The 22,385-nt window shown below is 19.4% G+C and carries 17 protein-coding genes and 1 tRNA gene; 11 read left to right on the top strand and 7 right to left on the bottom strand.

What is annotated here, in order from left to right:
• The first annotated feature begins 46 nt into the window (after positions 1 to 46).
• From GJT99_RS00820 to GJT99_RS00775, 10 genes are all read left to right on the top strand, one after another.
• Positions 47 to 2,086, top strand: a complete 2,040-nt coding sequence (locus GJT99_RS00820; protein WP_168893833.1) for a M3 family metallopeptidase — start codon at positions 47 to 49, stop codon at positions 2,084 to 2,086.
• Positions 2,087 to 2,132: 46 nt separating this feature from the next.
• Entirely contained in the window at positions 2,133 to 3,923 is a 1,791-nt protein-coding gene (lepA, locus tag GJT99_RS00815) for a translation elongation factor 4 (protein ID WP_168893832.1), read from the top strand.
• 89 nt (positions 3,924 to 4,012) lie between these two features.
• On the top strand, positions 4,013 to 4,813 hold the full coding sequence (gene lepB / locus GJT99_RS00810) for a signal peptidase I (RefSeq protein ID WP_168893831.1): 801 nt from the start codon (positions 4,013 to 4,015) through the stop codon (positions 4,811 to 4,813).
• Between the two features lie 46 nt (positions 4,814 to 4,859).
• Entirely contained in the window at positions 4,860 to 5,540 is a 681-nt protein-coding gene (gene rnc / locus GJT99_RS00805) for a ribonuclease III (protein WP_168894088.1), read from the top strand.
• A gap of 26 nt (positions 5,541 to 5,566) precedes the next feature.
• Positions 5,567 to 6,385 (top strand): GTPase Era, encoded by an 819-nt coding sequence (gene era / locus GJT99_RS00800; RefSeq protein WP_168893830.1) that lies wholly within the window; start codon positions 5,567 to 5,569, stop codon positions 6,383 to 6,385.
• A gap of 29 nt (positions 6,386 to 6,414) precedes the next feature.
• Entirely contained in the window at positions 6,415 to 6,810 is a 396-nt protein-coding gene (gene acpS / locus GJT99_RS00795; protein WP_168893829.1) for a holo-ACP synthase, read from the top strand.
• Between the two features lie 1,049 nt (positions 6,811 to 7,859).
• Positions 7,860 to 8,660, top strand: a complete 801-nt coding sequence (rsmA, locus tag GJT99_RS00790; RefSeq protein ID WP_168893828.1) for a 16S rRNA (adenine(1518)-N(6)/adenine(1519)-N(6))-dimethyltransferase RsmA — start codon at positions 7,860 to 7,862, stop codon at positions 8,658 to 8,660.
• A 4-nt stretch (positions 8,661 to 8,664) separates the two neighbouring features.
• Complete coding sequence (gene apaG / locus GJT99_RS00785; RefSeq protein WP_168893827.1) at positions 8,665 to 9,045, top strand: Co2+/Mg2+ efflux protein ApaG; 381 nt, start codon at positions 8,665 to 8,667, stop codon at positions 9,043 to 9,045.
• A 24-nt stretch (positions 9,046 to 9,069) separates the two neighbouring features.
• Positions 9,070 to 9,906 (top strand): symmetrical bis(5'-nucleosyl)-tetraphosphatase, encoded by an 837-nt coding sequence (locus GJT99_RS00780; RefSeq protein WP_168893826.1) that lies wholly within the window; start codon positions 9,070 to 9,072, stop codon positions 9,904 to 9,906.
• 339 nt (positions 9,907 to 10,245) lie between these two features.
• Positions 10,246 to 10,848, top strand: coding sequence for a peroxiredoxin (locus GJT99_RS00775; protein ID WP_168893825.1), 603 nt, complete (start codon positions 10,246 to 10,248; stop codon positions 10,846 to 10,848).
• A 9-nt stretch (positions 10,849 to 10,857) separates the two neighbouring features.
• On the opposite strand, the gene aroC is transcribed toward GJT99_RS00775, so the two are convergent.
• The 7 genes from aroC to GJT99_RS00740 form a co-directional block, all read right to left on the bottom strand.
• Entirely contained in the window at positions 10,858 to 11,928 is a 1,071-nt protein-coding gene (gene aroC / locus GJT99_RS00770; RefSeq protein ID WP_168893824.1) for a chorismate synthase, read from the bottom strand.
• A gap of 41 nt (positions 11,929 to 11,969) precedes the next feature.
• Complete coding sequence (gene prmB, locus GJT99_RS00765; protein ID WP_168893823.1) at positions 11,970 to 12,875, bottom strand: 50S ribosomal protein L3 N(5)-glutamine methyltransferase; 906 nt, start codon at positions 12,873 to 12,875, stop codon at positions 11,970 to 11,972.
• Positions 12,876 to 12,951: 76 nt separating this feature from the next.
• Positions 12,952 to 13,024, bottom strand: a tRNA-Asn gene (locus GJT99_RS00760).
• A 145-nt stretch (positions 13,025 to 13,169) separates the two neighbouring features.
• Positions 13,170 to 14,231: an extracellular solute-binding protein gene (locus GJT99_RS00755; protein WP_168893822.1), complete on the bottom strand. Its 1,062-nt coding sequence runs from the start codon at positions 14,229 to 14,231 to the stop codon at positions 13,170 to 13,172.
• A 455-nt stretch (positions 14,232 to 14,686) separates the two neighbouring features.
• A complete protein-coding gene (argF, locus tag GJT99_RS00750; protein WP_168893821.1) occupies positions 14,687 to 15,727 on the bottom strand; it encodes an ornithine carbamoyltransferase in 1,041 nt (346 codons plus the stop codon).
• Between the two features lie 50 nt (positions 15,728 to 15,777).
• The gene (locus tag GJT99_RS00745) at positions 15,778 to 18,570 is read right to left on the bottom strand and encodes a valine--tRNA ligase (RefSeq protein WP_168893820.1); all 2,793 of its coding nucleotides are present in this window, start codon (positions 18,568 to 18,570) and stop codon (positions 15,778 to 15,780) included.
• A gap of 49 nt (positions 18,571 to 18,619) precedes the next feature.
• Positions 18,620 to 20,101 (bottom strand): leucyl aminopeptidase, encoded by a 1,482-nt coding sequence (locus GJT99_RS00740; RefSeq protein WP_168893819.1) that lies wholly within the window; start codon positions 20,099 to 20,101, stop codon positions 18,620 to 18,622.
• A gap of 356 nt (positions 20,102 to 20,457) precedes the next feature.
• Between GJT99_RS00740 and dnaK the strand changes: the two genes are divergently transcribed.
• Positions 20,458 to 22,371 carry a molecular chaperone DnaK gene (dnaK, locus tag GJT99_RS00735; protein ID WP_168893818.1) on the top strand — a complete coding sequence of 638 codons (1,914 nt, stop codon included), beginning with the start codon at positions 20,458 to 20,460 and terminating at the stop codon, positions 22,369 to 22,371.
• Positions 22,372 to 22,385: the final 14 nt, after the last annotated feature.

Raw genomic sequence — 22,385 nt, 5'->3', positions numbered from 1 at the left:
AATAAATATTTTAAAATTATATTGTTATATAAATTGGAAATTAATTATGAATAATCCCTTGTTATCAAATTTTTTATTACCTCCATTTAATCAAATTACTAATGATTGTATGATCTCAGCTATTATATATACTATTAATAATATTAAAAAAAAAATTAATAAAATATTAAAAAAAAATAAAAATAATTACAACTGGAAAAATTTTTGTCAAAAAATTTTAGAATTAGAAGAAAATTTATATCGTATTTTTGCTCCTATTAGTCATTTAAATTATGTTAATAATAATAAAAAAATTAGAAAAAATTATGAAATTATTATCAAAATAATAACTGATTATAATATATGGTTTAAACAAAATTTATCTTTATATAAAGCATATATTTATGTTCAAAAAAATCAAAATATTTTAAATCTAAATCAATTAAAAATTAAATCTATTAACGATATTATAAGAGATTTTAACTTATCAGGAATTTTATTAAATCAAGAAAAAAAAAAATTATATGTACAAATTATTAAAAATTTATTAAATTTACAAAATAATTTTAATAATAATATTTTTGATAGTACAAGAAAATTTCAAAAATATATTTTAGATAAAAAAAAATTAGATGGTATCCCAGATTATATAATTAAATTTATGCATCAAAATGCTTTATTAAAAAATAAAAAGGGTTATCTAATAACTTTAGATGATCCAATTTATTTATCAATAATAACATTTTGTAATAATCAAAATTTAAGAAAAAAAATATATTATAAATATAGTACAAGAGCATCATCATTAGATGATGATACTTTATATAAAAATGAATTAATTATAGAAAAAGAATTGTCTTTACGTTTAAAATTATCTAATTTATTAGGATATCATTCTTATTCTGAACAATCTCTAATAAATAAATCAGCAAAAAAAGTAAATAAAGTTCTATCTTTTTTATATAAATTATTAAAATTATCAAAAAAACAAGCTATAGAAGAAACTTTAAATTTAAAAAAATTTATTAAGAAAAAGTATAATGTAGTACATATTAATGCATGGGATGTATCTTTTTTCGCAGAAAAATATAAATTTTATTTATATGGAATAAATAATAATATTATTCGTGAATATTTTCCAATTAATATTGTAATAAAAGGTATGTTTAAAATTATTAATAATATATATGGTTTATCATTTATATTAGAAAAAGTTCCAGTTTGGGATGAAAATGTGATGTTTTTTAATGTTTTTGATTGTGATAACAAAATGTGTGGAAGTATTTATTTTGATTTATATTTTCGTGCAGAAAAACGTAGTGGTGCATGGATGGATATATGTCAATCTAGAATTTTAAAAGCTAATGGAATTTTACAACATCCAGTAGCATTTATTAATTGTAATTTTACTCCTTCAATAAATAATATTTTTTTATTATATCATAATGATATTTTAACTTTATTTCATGAATTTGGACATGCTTTACATCATATTACCTCTTGTATTAATATACCTAATATATCTGGTATTAATGGTTTACCTTTAGATATTGTAGAATTTCCTAGTCAATTCATGGAATATTGGTGTTGGGAATATGAACCTTTAAAACTAATTTCTCAACATTATCAAAAAGATAAAGATATGCCAATAAATTTAATAAATAAATTAATTACGTCTAAAAAATATAATTCTGCTTTATTACTTATGCGTCAAATAGAATTAAGTTTATTTGATATAAGAATTCATAACGAATTTTCTTTAAAAAAAAATCATCAAATATCAAATTTAATTAAAGAAATAAGAAAAGATATTGTGACAATTTCTACTATTCCAAGTTGGTATAAATATACAAATACTTTTCACCATATTTTTGGTGGAGAATATGCCGCAGGATATTATAGTTATTTATGGTCAGAACAATTAGCAGCAGATTCATTCTATCATTTTAAAAAAAATGGTTTATTTAATCAAACAATAGGTCAAAATTTTTTAAAAAATTTTTTATCTTTAGGTAGTTCTATAGATCCTATGATTTTATTTGAAAAGTTTAGTGGTAGAAAATTAAATTGTAATATGTTACTTAAACAAAGAGGCATCCAAGTATAAATAAAAATTTATTTTTTATATAAATAGGGTTTAAAATAATTATTTTATGAAAAATATAAGAAATTTTTCGATTATTGCTCATATTGATCATGGTAAATCAACATTTGCAGATAGATTAATAGAAATTTGTGGGGGATTATCTATAAGAGAAATGACATCACAAGTTTTAGATAGTATGGTTTTAGAAAAAGAAAGAGGCATCACGATAAAAGCACAAAGTGTTTCTTTACAATATAAATCAAAAAATAATAATATTTATAAATTAAATTTTATTGATACTCCAGGACATGTGGATTTTTCTTATGAAGTTTCTAGATCTTTAGCTGCATGTGAAGGAGCTTTATTATTAATAGATGCTTCACAAGGTATAGAAGCACAAACAATATCTACTTGTAAAACTGCTTTAGAAATGGGTTTAAAAGTATTGCCAGTTATTAATAAAATAGATCTATTATTTATAGATATAGAAAAAATTAAAAATGATATACAAGAAATTACTGGAATTAAATCTAAAAATTTTCTTAAATGTTCAGCTAAAACAGGTTTAGGTGTAAAAAAAGTAATAGAAAATATAGTAAAAAAAATTCCTCCACCTGCAGGAAATATTAAAAAAAAATTACAAGCGTTAATCATAGATTCTTGGTTTGATAATTATTTAGGAGTAATAGCATTAGTCTGTATAAAAAATGGACAAATTTCAAAAGGTATGAAAATTATTATTTTAAATACAAAAAAAAAATATTTCATAGAAAAAATAGGTATTTTTACCCCTAAAAAAAAAATTTTAAATGAATTAAAATGTGGTGATGTTGGTTGGATAGTTTTAGGAGTAAAAAATATAACTGAGGTTCCAGTAGGTGCTACAATAACATCATATATCAATCCATCTAGTAAGATACTTTCTGGATTTAAAAAAAGTATACCTAAAGTTTTTGCAGGATTATTTCCAATAATTTCAGATGAATATATTATATTTAGTAATGCATTAAAAAAATTAAGTTTAAATGATTCTTCTTTATTTTTTGAACCAGAAAATTCAGAAATATTAGGATATGGATATAGATGTGGTTTTTTAGGTTTATTACATATGGAAATTATACAACAAAGATTATTAAAAGAATATAATATTGATATTATCATAACTATACCTTCAGTAAAATATGAAATAAAAATGAAAAATAATAGTATTTTATATATAGATAATCCATCTAAATTTCCAAATTTTTATTTAATTAAAGAGATAAGAGAACCTATTTTAAAATGTAAAATTTTTTCTCCTATAAAATATATAGGTAAAATTATTAAATTATGTATTAGTAAATATGGTATACAAAAAAATATTATATATCATAATAATAATGTTATTTTAATATATGAAATTCCTATGATTGGAATTATTATAAATTTTTTTGATAAATTAAAATCTATTACGAAAGGTTATGGCTCATTAGATTATAGTTTTTTAAAATTTAAAAAATCTGATTTAGTTTGTATGAATATATTAATTAATAAAAAATGTGTTGATGCATTAACAACAATTACGTATAGAAATAAAATTTATTCTTATAGTCGTTTATTAATAGAAAAACTTAAAATATTAATTCCTAGACAACAATTTAATATTATAATACAAGCTGCTATTGGTAAAAAAATTATTTCTAGTACAAATATTAAACAATTACGTAAAAATGTAATTGCTAAATGTTATGGAGGTGATGTTAGTAGAAAAAAAAAATTAATTCAAAAACAAAAAGAAGGTAAAAAACGTATGAAAAATATTGGTAATATTTATTTACCATCTTCAATATTTTTAGATATGTTAAAAATAACAAAATAATTAGTTTAAAAAATAATTTTAAAATTTTAAAAAAAATTTTATATTATTTTATTTACAAAAATATGATATCTATTATTAGATGATAATTTATGAAAAAAATACAATTTTTAATTAATCAAATATTTTCTACAATTTTTATTGTATTATTAATTTTAATTATTCGTTTATTTATATATGAACCATTTTATATACCTTCTGAATCTATGATGCCTACTTTAGATGTAGGTGATTTTATTATAGTAAATAAATTTATTTATGGAATTAAAAATCCTTTTAATAATAAAATTTTTATTAAAAATAAATCACCTCAAAGAGGTGATATAGTTGTTTTTAAATATCCTAAAAATACTAAAATAAATTATATTAAAAGAATTATTGGATTACCAGGAGATACAATTATCTATAATACTAGAAATAAACAAATTACATTATATAATGATAAATGTATTAAAAAAAATATTTTTAGATACAAAAAATTAAAAAAAAGTAAATATTTTGAAAAATTTCAAAATATTACTCAAAAAAAATATGTTTTTTTAAAAAAAAATTCTATAAAATTTTATAAATTTGGAAATATAAGATATTTTCAATACACAGAATATATAAATAAATTACCACATAAAATTTTATTTACACCTGAAATAGAAAATAAAATAGATGAAAAAATATATAAACAAAAAAATTTTTCTTTATATACTTGGAAAGTTCCTAAAAAATGTTATTTTGTTATGGGTGATAATCGTGATAATAGTTTTGATAGTAGATATTGGGGTTTTGTCCATGAAAAATATTTATTAGGGAAAGCTATGTTTATTTGGTTAAGTATTCAAAAAACAACACATTTATGGTTTTATAAAATAAAATTTAATAGAATATGTAAAATAAATTAGTTTTTAAAAAAAATTTTTATCTAATTTTAGATTAGAATACAATTAAATAAATTTTATTATGATTAATCAATTACAAAAAAAATTAGGTTATATTTTTAATCATCAAGATTTATTATATCAAGCTTTAACACATAGAAGTGCAAGTAGTAAACATAATGAAAGATTAGAATTTTTAGGTGATTCTATATTAAGCTATATAATAGCTAAAGCATTATATAATAAATTTCCTGATGTAAATGAAGGTAATATGAGTCGTATGCGTGCTTCTTTAGTTAAAGGTAATACTCTAGCAAATATTGCAAGAGAATTTAAATTAGGTGAATATTTGTTTTTAGGACCAGGAGAATATAAAAATGGAGGATATAATAGAGAATCTATTTTAGCAGATACGATGGAAGCATTAATAGGAAGTATATGTTTAGATAGTAATATTAAAGTAGTAGAAAAAATTATTTTAGTTTGGTATCAATTTAGATTAAAAAAAATTTTACCTGGTAATAACCAAAAAGATCCTAAAACAAGATTACAAGAATATTTACAAAGATCACATCTTCCTTTACCATATTATTTTATTTTACAAATAAATGGAGAAGTACATAATCAAAAATTCACAATACAATGTAAAATTAGTGGTATATCAAAAATAATTACAGGTATAGGTTCTAGTCGTCGTAAAGCAGAACAATCAGCTGCTGAAAAAGCATTAAGAAAACTTGGATTAGAATGATTTTTATAATATAAAAGGTTATTTATGTGAAAATTATATCATCATATTATGGTAGTGTTCTACTAATAGGTAGAACTAATGCTGGTAAATCTACTCTGTTAAATTTTTTAGTAAAAAAAAAAATATCCATAGTTTCTCATAAAAGAAATACTACAAATAATAATATTATAGGAGTTTATAATAATGATATTTATCAAATAGAATTTATTGATACTCCTGGAAATATATTTTATAAAAATAAAATTTTAAAATTATTAAAAAATAATAAATATGATTTTATATTATTTATTTTAGATAAAAATAAATGGAATTATATAGAAGATAATTTTACTAAAATTCTTTCTAAAATTAATATACCAATAATATTAATTATTAATAAAATTGATCAAATTAAAAATAAAAATATACTATTACCATATATTAATTTTCTTAAAAAGAAAATAAATATTTTCCATTTATTTATTATTTCAGCTAAATATAAATTATATACAAATGATATTTATCGTATTATTTATAATAATTTACCTAAAAAAAAACATTTTTATTCTAAAAATTATATTACAAATCAAACAGATCAAGTAATTATTAAAGAAATTATAAGAGAAAATATTATAAAATTTATTCATAAAGAAATACCATATTTAGTTAAAATTAAAGTAATTTTCTCTAAAATTTTATTAAATAAAATAAATATTTTATTTTTAGTAAAAAAAATAAATCATAAAAAAATAATAATAGGTAAAAATTCTCATAATATAAAGTTAATTAAAAATAGATCTGAAAAAAATATAGAAAAATTTTTTAAAAAAAAAATAAAATTAAATATATGGATAAAAATTAAATAATTTATAAAAATATTATTTTAATTAAAATTATGAATATTTTTGGTATTGGAATCGATATAATAGAAATTAATAGAATTAAAAAAATTTTTATGCGTTTTGGTAATCGTTTTGTTTTTAAAATATTAACAAAACATGAATTATCTATATATAAAAAAAATAATAATAAAATTAAAATATTAGCGAAATTTTTTGCAGCTAAAGAAGCAACAGTAAAAGCTTTAGGTACTGGTTTCACAAATGGCATTTTTTTTAATCAGATAGAAATATCAAATTGTAAAAATGGTAAACCAAAAATAATTTTATATAAACAAGCATTAAATTTTTTAAAAAATATGAATTTTAAATATAAAATTCATATTTCATTTTCAGATGAAAAAAAATACGCATGTACAATAGTTATTATTGAAATAAATAAAACTATATAATTTATTTCATGTATTTTTTTATAATATTATATGTTTTTTATATGTTTTGTTTTTTTATTTTTGCTTATTTTAATTGTTCTGGTAAATAATTTTTTGATATTAATTCATTTGAATAATACTTACTAAGTAAGTTATGATATATTATTTTGAAATTTAAAAAACTATTATTATATTTGATTTCTAATAATTTATAAGATTTTTTTAAAGTTAATTTATTATTATTTATATTTTTTTTACTTTCAAAATAATTATGATTATAATGGATATATATTTATTTATAATTAAAAAATATCAAATATTGATATATCAAAATTTTGGAAAATAATATTTAATATTTTTCATTTTAAAATACAAGTATTTATTAATAAATGATAATTTAATTTTTTTTCTAAAAAATTATTTATTAAATTTAGAGTATAATAAGAAATTTAAAAATTTTGATAATTTCATTTACTAATTAATAGGTAATTTTTTTTACTATATAAAAAAACTTTTTACATAAAAATTATATTTTTTTATTTAAATTTATTCGATTTAATAATTTTACTGTATAATCTATATCATGTTTAGTAACATCACCTTTATTTTACTTAAATATTTCATAATTTTAAAATTAATTTTAAAATATTTTTTTTTTATATTCTTTATATAAAAAAATTGATGTTTTTAATTATAAAAATCAAAAATATTATTTATTAATATAGTAAAAAAAATTCCTAATATTATTTGAGTTAATAAACTAAAATATTTATATTCATAATTATTAAGAATTTTTCTATAAATAAAAAATAATAATTGACATCTAGAATAGATATTTATTCATTTTATAAATGTATTAAATAAATTTATTATAGCAGATAATAAGTAAATTATTGATATTAATTTTTTTTTAAAAAAATTATTTTTTGAAAATAATATTTATTGAGTAAAAAATATGAATCGTATATATTTAAATATATATTAATAATTTATTATATTAATTCATAATATTTAATATAACTATATATAATATATAGTTTATAAAAAAATCTAATTATAGAATTCATAATATGAAAATTTTTTTTAAAAAAAAATATGGACAACATATTTTAGTAAATAAAAAGATCATAAAAAAAATAATATCTTTAATAAATCCTAAATATCATCATATTATGGTTGAAATAGGTCCTGGTCTAGGTGCATTAACTATACCAATGACTAAATATAATCAAAATATTTCTATTATTGAAATAGATAAAAATTTTGTTAATTTTTTAAAAAAAAAACAAATTTTAATTAATTCAAATATTAATATTATATTACATAACGTATTAAATTTTAATTTTCTTCCTTTAATTCAAAAATATAAAAAAAGGATACGAATATTTGGTAATTTACCATATAATATTTCTACAAAAATAATTTTTTATTTATTTAACTATTTAAATAATATTAAAGATATGCATTTTATAATGCAAAAAGAAATAGTAAATCGTTTAACAGCTTATCCAGGAGGTAAAAATTATGGATGTTTAAGTATTATGATCCAATTATTTTGTAAAACAAAAGCTTTGTTAGAAATACAACCAAATAATTTTTATCCTAAACCTAAAATATTTTCTAATATGATTTATATGAGACCTTATATTAATAATTCTTATAACATAAATAACATTTTTTTTTTAAAAAAAATTATTAAACAAGCTTTTAGTATGAGAAGAAAAATTTTAAGAAATAGTTTAATGGATTTATTTTCTATAGAAGAATTAAATTATTTAGGTATTGATTATAAAATTCGTGCTGAAGATGTTTCAATATCAGAATATTGCCAATTAGCAAACTGGTTAAAAATAAATTATAAAAGGTTATAAACTTATGAAATCATTATTATCTCAAGTTTATATAAAAGTACATAGTATTTATGTGGAATCTCAATCTATGCCTATAATTAATCGTTATGTTTTTGCTTATACAATTACTATTCATAATCTAGGAAAAAAAATTTTACAATTAATTAGTCGTTATTGGACTATAACAAATGGAAATGGTAAAAAAACTCAAATATATAGTGAAGGAGTTATAGGTAAAAAACCATATATTAAACCAGGTAACAATTTTCATTATACTAGTGGTACTATTTTGGAAACTCCTATCGGTATAATGCAAGGACATTATATAATGATTGATGAAAATAATCATGTTTATCATGTAGATATTCCAATTTTTCGATTAGCGATAAAAACTTATATACATTAATAAAATTAATAATCTATAAAAATTATGACTACTTATTTTATTGGAGATATTCATGGTTATTATAATGAATTTATTTCCCTATTAAAAAAAATTTGTTTTAATGATAAAAATGATCAGTTATGGATTACAGGAGATTTAATCTCTAGAGGTCCAGATTCTAAAAAAGTTTTATATTATTTATATTCTATTCGAAAATCTGTAAAATTAGTTTTAGGAAATCATGATCTATATTTGATATCATTATTTTTAGGTTCAATGAATAGCAATATTAATGATCCATTAGTTTTAAATTTATTAAAAGATACAAAAATAAATTTTATTATAAATTCCTGGTTAAAATATCAACCTTTAGTACAATATGATAAAGAGAAAAAAATTTTAATGTCACATGCTGGTATTACACCTCAATGGGATGATATCCATATTATATTATCTGCTTCTGATGAAGCAAAAAATATTATTTCTAGTAAAAATAATAAAATTTTTTTTGATTATATTAATAATGAAAAATATCAAATTAATGATTGGAAGAAAAATAAATTAATTGGATTCCAACGTTTTAGTTTTATTATTAATGCATTTACAAAAATGAGATATTGTTATCCAAATGGTACATTAGAAATGTTAACTAAAAAAGCTCCTAATGATATTAACTCAATAATATTAAAACCATGGTTTGATATTCCTAATATTTTGTATAAAAAATACACAATATTTTTTGGTCATTGGTCTGATTTGCAAGGTGGAAAATATACTCCTAAAAATATTATAGGTTTAGATACCGGATGTTGTTGGGGAAATAAATTAACAATTTTTACGTGGGAAACTAAAAAATTTCATAGTATAACTTGTATGATATAAAATATAAATTTTATTTATAAATATTTTTTTATTTATTTAAAAATAAATTTATAAATTTAAAATTTTATTTTTTATAAAATAAAAATAAAAAATTTTTTGTTATTTTTTTTAAAAAAAAATATTAATTTTAATAATATAAAAATTAAAAAATTAATAATATTTATAGGTTAATAAATAAATTATAAAAAATTATTATAATTATTATTAATTTTAATAATAATTTGATATAAAATATATACAACATATTATAAATGATAAATTTTTTTATTAAAAATAATAATGTAAAATTTTTTATTTGATAATTAATTTTTTATAAAAAAATAATATATTGAGGTAAATATGATTTTAGTAACAAAAAAAGCTCCTGATTTTCAGGCATCTGTAGTTTTAGAAGATGGATCTATTATTGATAATTTTAATTTGTATGATTATATAAATAATAAAGTTACTGTATTATTTTTTTGGCCTTTAGATTTTACATTTGTCTGCCCTACAGAAATTATATCATTAAATAAACATTTAGATTCTTTTCAAAAAAGAAAAGTAAAAATTTTAGGTATATCATGTGATTCACAATTTGTACATTATGCTTGGCGTAATACTCCTATTAATCAAGGAGGTATTGGACACATTAAATTTATCATGATTTCTGATATTAAAAAAAATATTCAAAAATCTTATGGTATTGAACATCCTGAATTAGGAATAGCATTAAGAGCTGTATTTTTAATAGATAAGAAAAAAATAATTAGACATCAATTAGTAAATGATCTTCCATTTGGAAGAAATATAAATGAAATAATTCGTATGATTGATGCTTTAAACCATAATGAAAAATATGGTAATGTATGTCCTGCACAATGGGAAAAAGGTAAAAAAAGTATAATTCCTAATCCTATCGGAATTGTTAATTATTTATCTCAAAATATAGACGAATTATAATTATTTATATTAATTAATAATATCAGCACATTGTGCACGATAACGTAATAAATGATCCATTAAAATTATTGCTACCATTGCTTCTCCTATTGGGACAGCTCTTATTCCTACACAAGGATCATGTCGTCCTTGTGTAACACAATATGTTTCTTTTCCTAGTGAATTAATAGTTTTACATGGTATAGAAATACTAGAAGTAGGTTTTACTGCAAAATTAATAATAATATTTTGTCCTGTACTAATACCTCCTAAAATTCCTCCTGAATTATTACTTTTAAATCCATTATTTCTAATTTCATCTCTATAATTACTTCCTAATTTATTTATACAATTAAATCCATCACCTATTTCAATACCTTTTACTGCATTAATACTCATTAATGCATAAGCTAATTCAGCATCTAATTTATCAAATACTGGTTCTCCTAATCCTACAGGTACATTTTTTATAATAATAGTAATTTTAGCACCTATAGAATCACCATCATTTTTTAAATGATTAATTTTATTTTTTAATGATTTTATTTGATACTTATTTGGACAAAAAAAAGGATTTTTATCTACTTCTTTCCAACTATCAAAATTACAAATAATATCACCCATTTGAGATAAATAACCTTTAATTTTTATATTATATTTCATAGCTAAATATTTTTTAGCTATAGCTCCTGCTGCAACACGCATCGTTGTTTCTCTAGCTGAAGAACGTCCTCCGCCTCTATAATCACGAATACCATATTTTTTTTCATAAGTATAATCTGCATGTCCAGGACGAAAAATATTTTTGATTTTTTGATAATCTTCAGATTTAACATCAACATTATTTATTAATAAACCAATACTTGTACCAGTTGTTAAATTATTAAACACACCAGATAAAATTTTTACTTTATCTAATTCTTTACGGGGAGAAATATATTTAGATATTCCTGGTTTTCTTCTGTCTAAATCTTTTTGTATATCTATTAGTGTCAATGGAATTTTTGGTGGTACACCATCAATTATACATCCTAAAGATTCACCATGTGATTCACCAAAAGTTGTAACTGTAAATAATTTTCCAATACTATTACCTGACATTCAAGTTTGCTCCTATAATATTTTATTATATTTTATATATATTATTTATTTTCAATTTTAAATATACCTATTCCTCCATTTTTTATATTTAACCATTGAAAATTTATATTTGGATATTTTTCTATAATATTTATCATTTTATCTCCAACTTCACAAATTAAAATACCCTTTTTTTTAAGATATAAAGGTGATATAGAGATTATTTTTTCAATAATTTCTATACCCTTATTTTTAGCAATGAATCCTATTTTAGGTTCATATGAGTATTCTTTTGGTAGAAAATTTATATCTTTTTTATTTACATATGGTGGATTACTAATAATTAAATCATAATTATATTTAGATAATTTATCAAATAAATTACTACATATAGGAGTAATACAATTTTCTAACCCATGTAATTGAATATTATATTCAACCACATTAATTGCATCTAAAGAAATATCTACAGCATCTATATAAGCATTAGGAAATAAATATGCACATGCAATAGCAATACATCCACTTCCTGTACATAAATCTAATATGTGTTTAGGATGATTATGAGAAGGAATAATTGATTTAAATTTATTATTAATTAATTCAGAAATAGGAGATCTAGGTATTAATACTCTATTATCAATATATAATTCATGCCCACAAAACCAAGTTTTATTTGTTAAATAAACTACAGGAATTCTTTTTTTTATACGTTTTATTACTAATTTATAAATAATTTTACGTTCTTTAATAGATAATTTAGATTTATAAACCATATTCCAAATATATGGAGGTAATCCTAATAAAGGTAAAACTAAATTAATTGCTTCATCCCATGGATTATTACTACCATGTCCATACCACAAATTGGCCATATTAAAACAACTTGCTATCCAACGAACTACATCTTGTATTGAAAAAAGTTCTTCTATTATAATTTTTTTTTTTAAAATTTGGTTTAATTTCATTATCATATATATACCTTATAAAAAATATAATTTAATTATTTAATAAAATATATTTTATGATTTGAAAAATATTTTACTCCCCTGACTGGATTCGAACCAGTGACATACGGATTAACAGTCCGCCGTTCTACCAACTGAACTACAGAGGATTAATAAATTTATAAGTAATATATATTATATTTTATTAATATGTCAAGAAAATTTATAATTTTATATATTACAAAATATACTTTAATATTAAAATTTAATTAAATATATATCTAATTTTATATAAAATAATTTTTACATTTAATATTATAAATTTTTTAATTTTTGAAAATATATTTCATATTGTTTACTTATATAAACATTACTATTATTTTGCCATATACCATTATTAATAATTTTATCATCAGGATATAATATCTTATTATTAATAATTTCTAATGGTAATAATTTTTTTGCTTCTAAATTTGGAGTAGAAAAACCTATTTTTTTTACTATTTTTGCAGCAATATCAGGTCTAAGTAAAAAATTAATTAATTTTAAGGCTCCTTCTTTATTTTTTGCATTGCTAGGAATAACAAAACTATCCATCCAAAAAATACTACCTTCTTTAGGCCAAATAAATTTAAAAGGTATACCTAATTTTTGAATAGCATAAGCAGATCCATTCCAAATCATACCTATATTTACAGATCCCTCAACAAAAGAATATCCAGGATTATCAGAATTAAAAGAAATAACATTAGGCATTAATTTTTTTAATTCTATAAAAGCTTTATTTAAATCATTAATATTAGTAGTATTTATTGGTAATTTTAATTTTATTAATGACATTTGGAATACTTCTTTAGCATCATCTATTAAGGAAATAGATTTATAATATTTTGGATTCCATAAATCATTCCAACTATTAATATGTTTATAATCTATATTTTTTGTATTTACACCTATAGCAGTAGCACCCCATATATATGGGACAGAATATTCATTATTATAATCAAAAGATTTATTTAAAAATTTAGGATCTAAATTTTTAAAATTAGGTATTTTTTTTTTTTCAATTTTTTGTATCATACCCTCATTTTTCATTTTTACTATAAAATATGTTGAAGGAACAACTAAATCATATGATTGTTTTTTATAAGTTTTTAATTTAGTAAACATACTTTCATTAGAATCATATGTAGAATAAACAATTTTAATACCTGTTTCTTTAGTAAATTGATTTAAAATTTCTTGAGGAACATATTCTGTCCAGTTATAAAAAAAAATAGTATTTTGATAAATTTTTTTCTTATTTAAATATTTTTTTGTTATTGGAAATAACAATATAATTAATACTATGAATATTAATCTAAAAAATAAAAACATTTTAATTAAACCTTATAAAATATGAATTATATTTTTATTACAATATTTTTAATTTTAACTTTTATATTTTAAATAAATTAGATATTTTTAAATAAATTTAAGTTAGATAATTTTTATAATTTTTTTTAAAATATGTTTTATAAAAAAAATTATTTTTATTAAAATTATTTAAATTTGTTTTTAAAAAATTATTATTTTAATTATATTTTTTATATAAATTTTTTTAAAATATACCTAATATTTTTTAAAATTTTAAATATTAATTTATTAATTTTTCTAATAATTAATCTAGTAAATAAATTAATAGATATTTTACTAGAAATAAAATATTCGTTAGAATAACATTCTATTACATAATATCCTCTAAAATAGAAAGTTTAAAAATATAAATAATTTTTTCATAAATTTTATTTTTTAATTTTAAAAAAAATTTTTTTTATAAAAATTTAAAATATTTAATTAAATATGTTAATATTTTCTTTTAATAAAGAAGTAATCATTATAGCTTTAATTATATGAATTTTATTTTCTGCTTGTTGGAAAATAATACTTTTATCAGACTCAAAAACATCATTTGTTATTTCTAATCCATTATATAAATTATATTTAGATAATATATTCTTATTAAATAATTTTTTATAATGATTATATGAATGTAATGAAGGTAAACAATGCATAATTTTAACATTATTATTTTCACTTTTTTCTAAAAGTGATTTATTAACTTGATAATTATATAAAAGTTTTATTTTATTTTCCCATAAAATAAATGAATTTTTTTCATCCATAGATAACCAAACATCAGTATAAATAAAGTCTGCATTTTTTACACCTATATTTATATTATTAGTAATATGAATATTATTATAATATTTAATTTTATTTATTATATTTTTAATATAAAAATTATTTTTAAATTCAAGTTTTTGTGGAGAAATTAAATATAATGTAAAACCTATTATTATTGATGCTTCTATAAGACTATAGGATATATTATTATTTATGTCTCCTATATAAGATAATTTAATTTGATCTATGTTTTTATTTTTTATATTTTCTTTAATAGTTAATAAATCTGTTAATATTTGAATTGGATGAAATTCATTTGTTAAACCATTCCATACTGGAATAGTTGAATATTTAGCTAATATTTCAATATTTTTTTGATAATATCCTCTATATTCTAATCCATCATACATTCTGCTTAAAATTTTAGCAGAATCTTTTAATGATTCTTTATAACCTATATGACTATCTTTTGTATTTAAAAAAGTAATATTTACTCCTTGATCAAAACAAGCTATTTCAAAAGAACATCTAGTACGTGTAGAATTTTTTTCAAATATAAGAATAACATTTTTACCAATTAATAATTTTTTTTCTTTAAAATTTTTTTTATTATATTTTAATTTTTCTGAAATTGTAATTAATTTATAAAGATCTTTTTTAGAAAAATCTAATAATTTTAAAAAATGTTTATTGTAAAATTGATTCATAATATAAATCCTTTTTTAAAAAAAATATAAAATATATATAAAGTAAAATTTTATAAATTTTTAATTAAAAAAAATTTTTGTAATAATTCTTTTTTTACAATTTTACTTTTTTTTAAATTTTGTAAATTTTTTTTTATAATTTCTTTTGGTGCTTTAGATAAAAAAGATGGATTTTGAATATTTTTATTTAAAAAATTAATTATTTTTTGATTTTCATTTATTTTTTTATTTATTTTATTTAATATTTTTTTTTGATCAATAAAATTATTATTTAATTGTATAGCAAATTCAATACTATTTATATTATTAATAAAAGTTTTATTAGGAAAATTAATATTTTTTTTTATAAAAAAAATATTATTAATATTTACAAATTTTTTAAAAACATTTAAATATTTTTTAAAAAAAACATAAAATTTATCATTTATATTTTTTACATATAAATTAATTTTTATTTTATTTTTGATATTCATTTCTGATCTATAATTACGAATTATAGTTACCATACTAATAAAAGTATTAAAAATACTTATTATTTTTTTTTCTATAAAAATATCTTTTCTTTTAGGGAAGGATTGTATCATAATACTATTTTTATTTTTTTTGTTTTGAATTATTTTTTGCCATATTACTTCAGTAATAAATGGAATTATTGGATGAGATAACCTTAATAAAGATTCGAAAATATTATATAATGTATAATGTATACTAATATGTTTTAATTGATTATTTTCCTGAAAAATTATTTTACTATATTCTAAATACCAATCACAAAATTTATTCCATATAAAATTATATAAAATATTAGCTGCATTATCGAAACGATATGTATTTAATGCTTTTGTATATTTTTTAATAACAATATAATATTCAGACCAAATCCATCTGTCGATAATAGATAAATTTTTTTTTATTTTTATAAATTCATATTTTATGTTTTTTAAAATAAAAATACTTGCGTTCCAAATTTTATTACAAAAATTACGATAACCTTCTAATCTTGTTATATCCCAATAAATATCACGTCCTGTAGACGATAATGCGGCTAATGTAAATCTTAAAGCATCTGCTCCATATATTTTATTTTTTAAAAAGGAGTGATTGTTAAAATTTTTCATTGTTTTAATATAAGAATTACCTTCGATAAAACACATAGGATTAATTACATTACCTTGAGATTTTGACATTTTATTACCTTTATTATCTCTTATTAATCCTGTTAAAAAAATGTTTTTAAAAGGGATTTGAGGTATATTCTCTTTATTTTTAACAAAATACATTGTCATCATTATCATTCTAGATATCCAAAAAAATATAATATCAAAACCACTTATAATTACATTAGTAGGATGAAATAAAAAAAAATTTTTATTATTAGGCCAATCTAGAGTAATAAATGTCCATAAACTAGAAGAAAACCAAGTATCTAATACATCAGTATCTTGTTTTAAAAAAATATTTTTATCTAAATTATATTTTTTTCTAATTTCTTCTTCATTATTCCCTACATAAATATTATTTTTTATATCATACCATGCTGGTATTTTATGTCCCCATAATAATTGTCTAGATATACACCAATCTTGAATATTATTCATCCATGCATAAAACATATTTTTATATTTTTTAGGGAAAAAAATTATTTTTTTATTTTTTACTGCATTAATGGCTTCTCTAGATAAAATTTTAGTTTTTAAATACCATTGATTAGTTAACATAGGAATAGTAATAGTATTACTTCGAGTACTAAATGGAATTAATGTATTTTTCATTTCATATCTATCTAATAAACCTTCATTAATTATTTCATTTATTATTATTTTTCTTGCTTTAAGAAAATTTATTTTTTGTAAATTATTAGGAATATTTTTATTAAAATATGTAATTTTTTTTTTATTACCTAATATTTGATAAGTTTTTAAAATGTTTCCATCTAAATCTAAAATATTAATTAAAGGTAAATTATGTTTAATTGCGATTTCATAATCATTAAAATCATGAGCAGGACTAATTTTTACACATCCTGTACCTTTTGTAATTTTAGCATAATGATCAGCAATAATAGGTATTTTACGATGTATTAAAGGAACAATTACAAATTTACCAATTAAATTATTATATCTTTTATCTAGAGGATTAACTGCTATAGCAGTATCTGCTAATAAAGTTTCAGGTCTAGTTGTAGCTACTACTAAATAATTTTTTTTTTCACAAGTTGTAATTTTATCTGTAAATAAATATTTTATGTACCATAAATTTGTTTTAAGTTTTTTATGTTCTACTTCTAAATCTGATATTACTGTTTTAAGTTTTAGATCCCAATGTATTAATCTTTTTTTTTTATAAATTAAATTCTTATTGTAAAGAATAATAAAAATTTTTTTTACAGATTTAATAAATTTTTCATCCATTGTAAATCTTGTTTTTTCCCAATCTGCAGATAAACCTAAACGTTTCATTTGTTTGTAAATAATTTTACAATATTTATTTTTCCATTTCCAAATATTATGTAATAAAAATTCTTTGCTATAAGAATTTTTTGTTTTCCCAGTTTTATTAAAAATTTTTTGTTCTATCAAATTTTGGGTAGCAATACCTGCATGATCTATTCCTACCTGACATAATATATTTTTTCCTAACATTCTATGATAACGTACTAAAATATCAATTAATGTATATTGTAAAGCATGTCCGATATGTAAATAACCTGTAATATTAGGTGGAGGTACCATAATAGAAAAACATTTTTTAGAACTATTAAAATTATTTTTTAAAAAATTATTATCTTCCCAATAATTATAAATTTTTTGTTCAAATTTTTTTGAATCATATATTTTTTCCATAATAGGAAATATCCTGTATAAATAAAATTTATGTGATAATTAATAATTATTATATTTGATTTATTAAAAATTGACTTAACATATTAATTGGTCTTCCTGAAGCAATGGCTTTATTATTTATGTAATACCATGCTGTACCAGCTATATCTATATGAGCCCAATTATATTTATTAGTAAATTTAGATAAAAAACAAGCTGCAGTAATTGCTCCTGCACTATTACTACTACTACTATTAATTAAATTGGCAAAATTAGATTTTAATTGGTTGATATAATCAATATCATCAATAGGTAATTCCCAAACACGATCATTTGTTTCTAATGAAGCTTTTATAATTTTATTAGATAAAATTTTATTATTAGACATTAAACCACTTATATTATTTCCTAATGCAATAACACACGCTCCTGTTAAAGTAGCTATATCAATAACATATTTAGGATTATATTTTTTAATATAAGTTAATATATCACATAAAACTAAACGCCCTTCTGCATCTGTATTTGTGATTTCTACAGTAGTACCAGATAATGTTTTTATAATATCACCTGGTCTATATGCATTATTACCAGGCATATTTTCACATCCAGCTAAAATAGCAATAATATTTATAGGTAATTGTAATTCAGCTATTGTACATATAGTACCATATACTGCTGCTGCGCCACACATATCATATTTCATTTCGCTCATATTAGTACTAGGTTTTAAAGATAATCCTCCTGAATCAAAAGTAATGCCTTTACCTAATAATACTATAGGTTGTGAATCATTATTATGATATTCTATTATCGACATAAAAGGTTTATTTTTTGATCCTTTACTTACAGCTAAATAAGCATTCATACCTATTTGTTTGAGATCTTTTTTGTCGAAAATTTTTACAGAAATATTTTTATATTTTGTTGTTAATTTTTTTGCTTTTTTTGATAAAAATTTAGGAGTACATATATTTGGTGGTAAATTAGCTAAATCTTTTGCTTTTTTTATACCTAAATTAATAGCTTTAGAATGTTTAATAGCAACATGATAAATATTTTTATTAGTATTATTAATAATAAATTTTATTTTTGCTTTAAAAAAATTTTTATTTTTTTTAAATTTTTTAAATTGATAAGTATCATGTTCAATAGTATCTATTGTATCTCTTATATTCCAATACAAATTAAGATTATTAATTTTTACATCTGTAAGATACCAGTAGATTTCTTTAAGAAAGAATTTTTTTAAGATATTAATAGTATTATGAATAACTAATTTATTTTTATATCTATTAAGTTCATCTTTAATACCACAACCAACAATTAAAATTTTTTTACATAAAATATTAGGAATATTATATAAAGTAATATTTTGATTAATTTTACCTTTTATATTATTTTCTTTTAAAATATTTAATATATAATTATTAGATATTTGATTTATATTTTCTGTAATTTTAGAAAGTTTATATGTTTCAAATATAGGTATTACCATACAATCTAATAGAATTTTATTTGGAAAAATTATTTTATCTGTTATATATTCCATTTTTATTTCCTTTAATAAGATATTAAAATAATTTTAATTAAAATATTGATTTTAATCAAAATTATGATATATAATAAATAAATTACGTAAAAATATATATTTATTAAATAATTTTATTATATAACATTATATAGTAATATTTGATAGAAATTTTGTAATAGATAATTGTAAAAATATTTTAAAAATTTTAAAATATTTTAAAATTTTTTTTAAAAAAATAAAATTCCCCCCTTGATGCAACAATATGTGGCCCCATTTTCCTCTTCATTAGGGATTTTTATTTATACAAATTAAATTTAATATTTTTGTATATTACATTTTGTATTTTAAATAGTAAATATATAGGAAATTTTAATATGAGTAAAATAATAGGTATTGATTTAGGTACTACTAATTCTTGTGTAGCAGTCATGGACGGAAATGATCCTAGAGTCTTAGAAAATGCAGAGGGAGATAGAACTACTCCATCTGTAATTGCTTATACACAAGATGGAGAAATTTTAGTAGGACAACCAGCAAAACGTCAAGCAATTACTAATCCTAAAAATACTCTTTTTGCTATTAAAAGATTGATAGGAAGAAAATTTAATGATGAAGAAGTACAACGTGATATTAAAATAATGCCATATAAAATTGTAGAATCTGATAATGGTGATGCCTGGATAGACATTAAAGGAAAAAAAATGGCACCACCACAAATTTCTGCTGAAGTTTTAAAAAAAATGAAAAAAACTGCTGAGGATTTTTTAGGTGTTAAAATAGATGCTGCTGTTATTACAGTACCTGCATATTTTAATGATGCTCAACGTCAAGCTACAAAAGATGCAGGTAAAATAGCAGGTTTAGAAGTAAAGAGAATTATTAATGAACCTACAGCTGCTGCATTAGCATATGGATTAGATAAAGGAAAAGGAAATCGTATTGTGGCAGTTTATGATTTAGGTGGAGGAACTTTTGATATTTCTATTATTGAAATAGATGATGTTGATGGTGAAAAAACTTTTGAAGTATTATCAACAAATGGAGATACCCATTTAGGAGGAGAAGATTTTGATAGTAGAATTATTAATTATTTAGTAACTGAATTTAAAAAAGATCAAGGAATAGACTTAAAAAATGATCCATTAGCTATGCAGCGATTAAAAGAATCTGCTGAAAAAGCTAAAATTGAATTATCTTCTACACAACAAACTGATATAAATTTACCTTATATTACTGCAAATGCTTCAGGACCAAAACATTTAAATATTAAATTAACAAGAGCTAAATTAGAATCTTTAGTAGAAGATTTAGTAGATCAATCAATTAAACCAGTTAAAATGGCTTTAAAAGATGCTAATCTAACTGTTTCAAATATTAATGATATTATTCTAGTAGGTGGACAAACTCGTATGCCTATGGTTCAAAAAAAAGTTACATCCTTTTTTAATAAAGAACCAAGAAAAGATGTTAATCCTGATGAAGCAGTAGCTATTGGTGCTGCTGTACAAGGGGGAGTGTTAGCTGGTGATGTAAAAGATGTTTTATTATTAGATGTAACTCCATTATCTCTTGGAATAGAAACTATGGGTGGTGTGATGACATCATTAATTAATAAAAATACAACCATACCTACAAAACATAGTCAAGTATTTTCAACAGCAGAAGATAATCAATCTTCTGTTACTATTCATGTTTTACAAGGAGAACGTAAAAAAGCTAATGATAATAAGTCATTAGGACAATTTAATTTAGATGGAATTAGCCCTGCTCCTAGAGGAATACCCCAAATAGAAGTAACATTTGATATAGATGCAGATGGAATACTTCATGTTTCTGCAAAAGATAAAAAAAGTGGTAAAGAACAAAAAATTACTATACAAGCATCATCAGGTTTAAATAAAGAAGAAGTTGAAAAAATGGTTAGAGATGCAGAAGTTAATAGTGAATCTGATCGTATTTTTGAAGAATTAGTTAAAATTCGTAATGAAGGTGATCAACTTATACATAATACTGAAAAAAAACTTAAAGAATTAGATAATCAAATTAAAAAAGAAGATAAATTAATGATAAAAAATGCTCTTGATGAATTAAATCAAGTTCTTAAAACAGAAAATAAAGATAATATACAAAAGAAAATGCAAAAAATAATTGAATTATCTAGTAGTATTATGAATATAACTCAAAATAATAATAATGTAAAAAAAGAAAATAATAATGTGAAATCTGAAAATGAAAATAATGAAGTTGTAGATGCTGAGTTTGAAGAAGTAAAAGATAAAAAAAGATAATTATTTTGTAAATA

Source organism: Enterobacteriaceae endosymbiont of Donacia cincticornis, from assembly GCF_012568845.1.
Lineage (GTDB): Bacteria > Pseudomonadota > Gammaproteobacteria > Enterobacterales > Enterobacteriaceae.
This window is presented reverse-complemented; position numbering and strand designations above follow the sequence as displayed.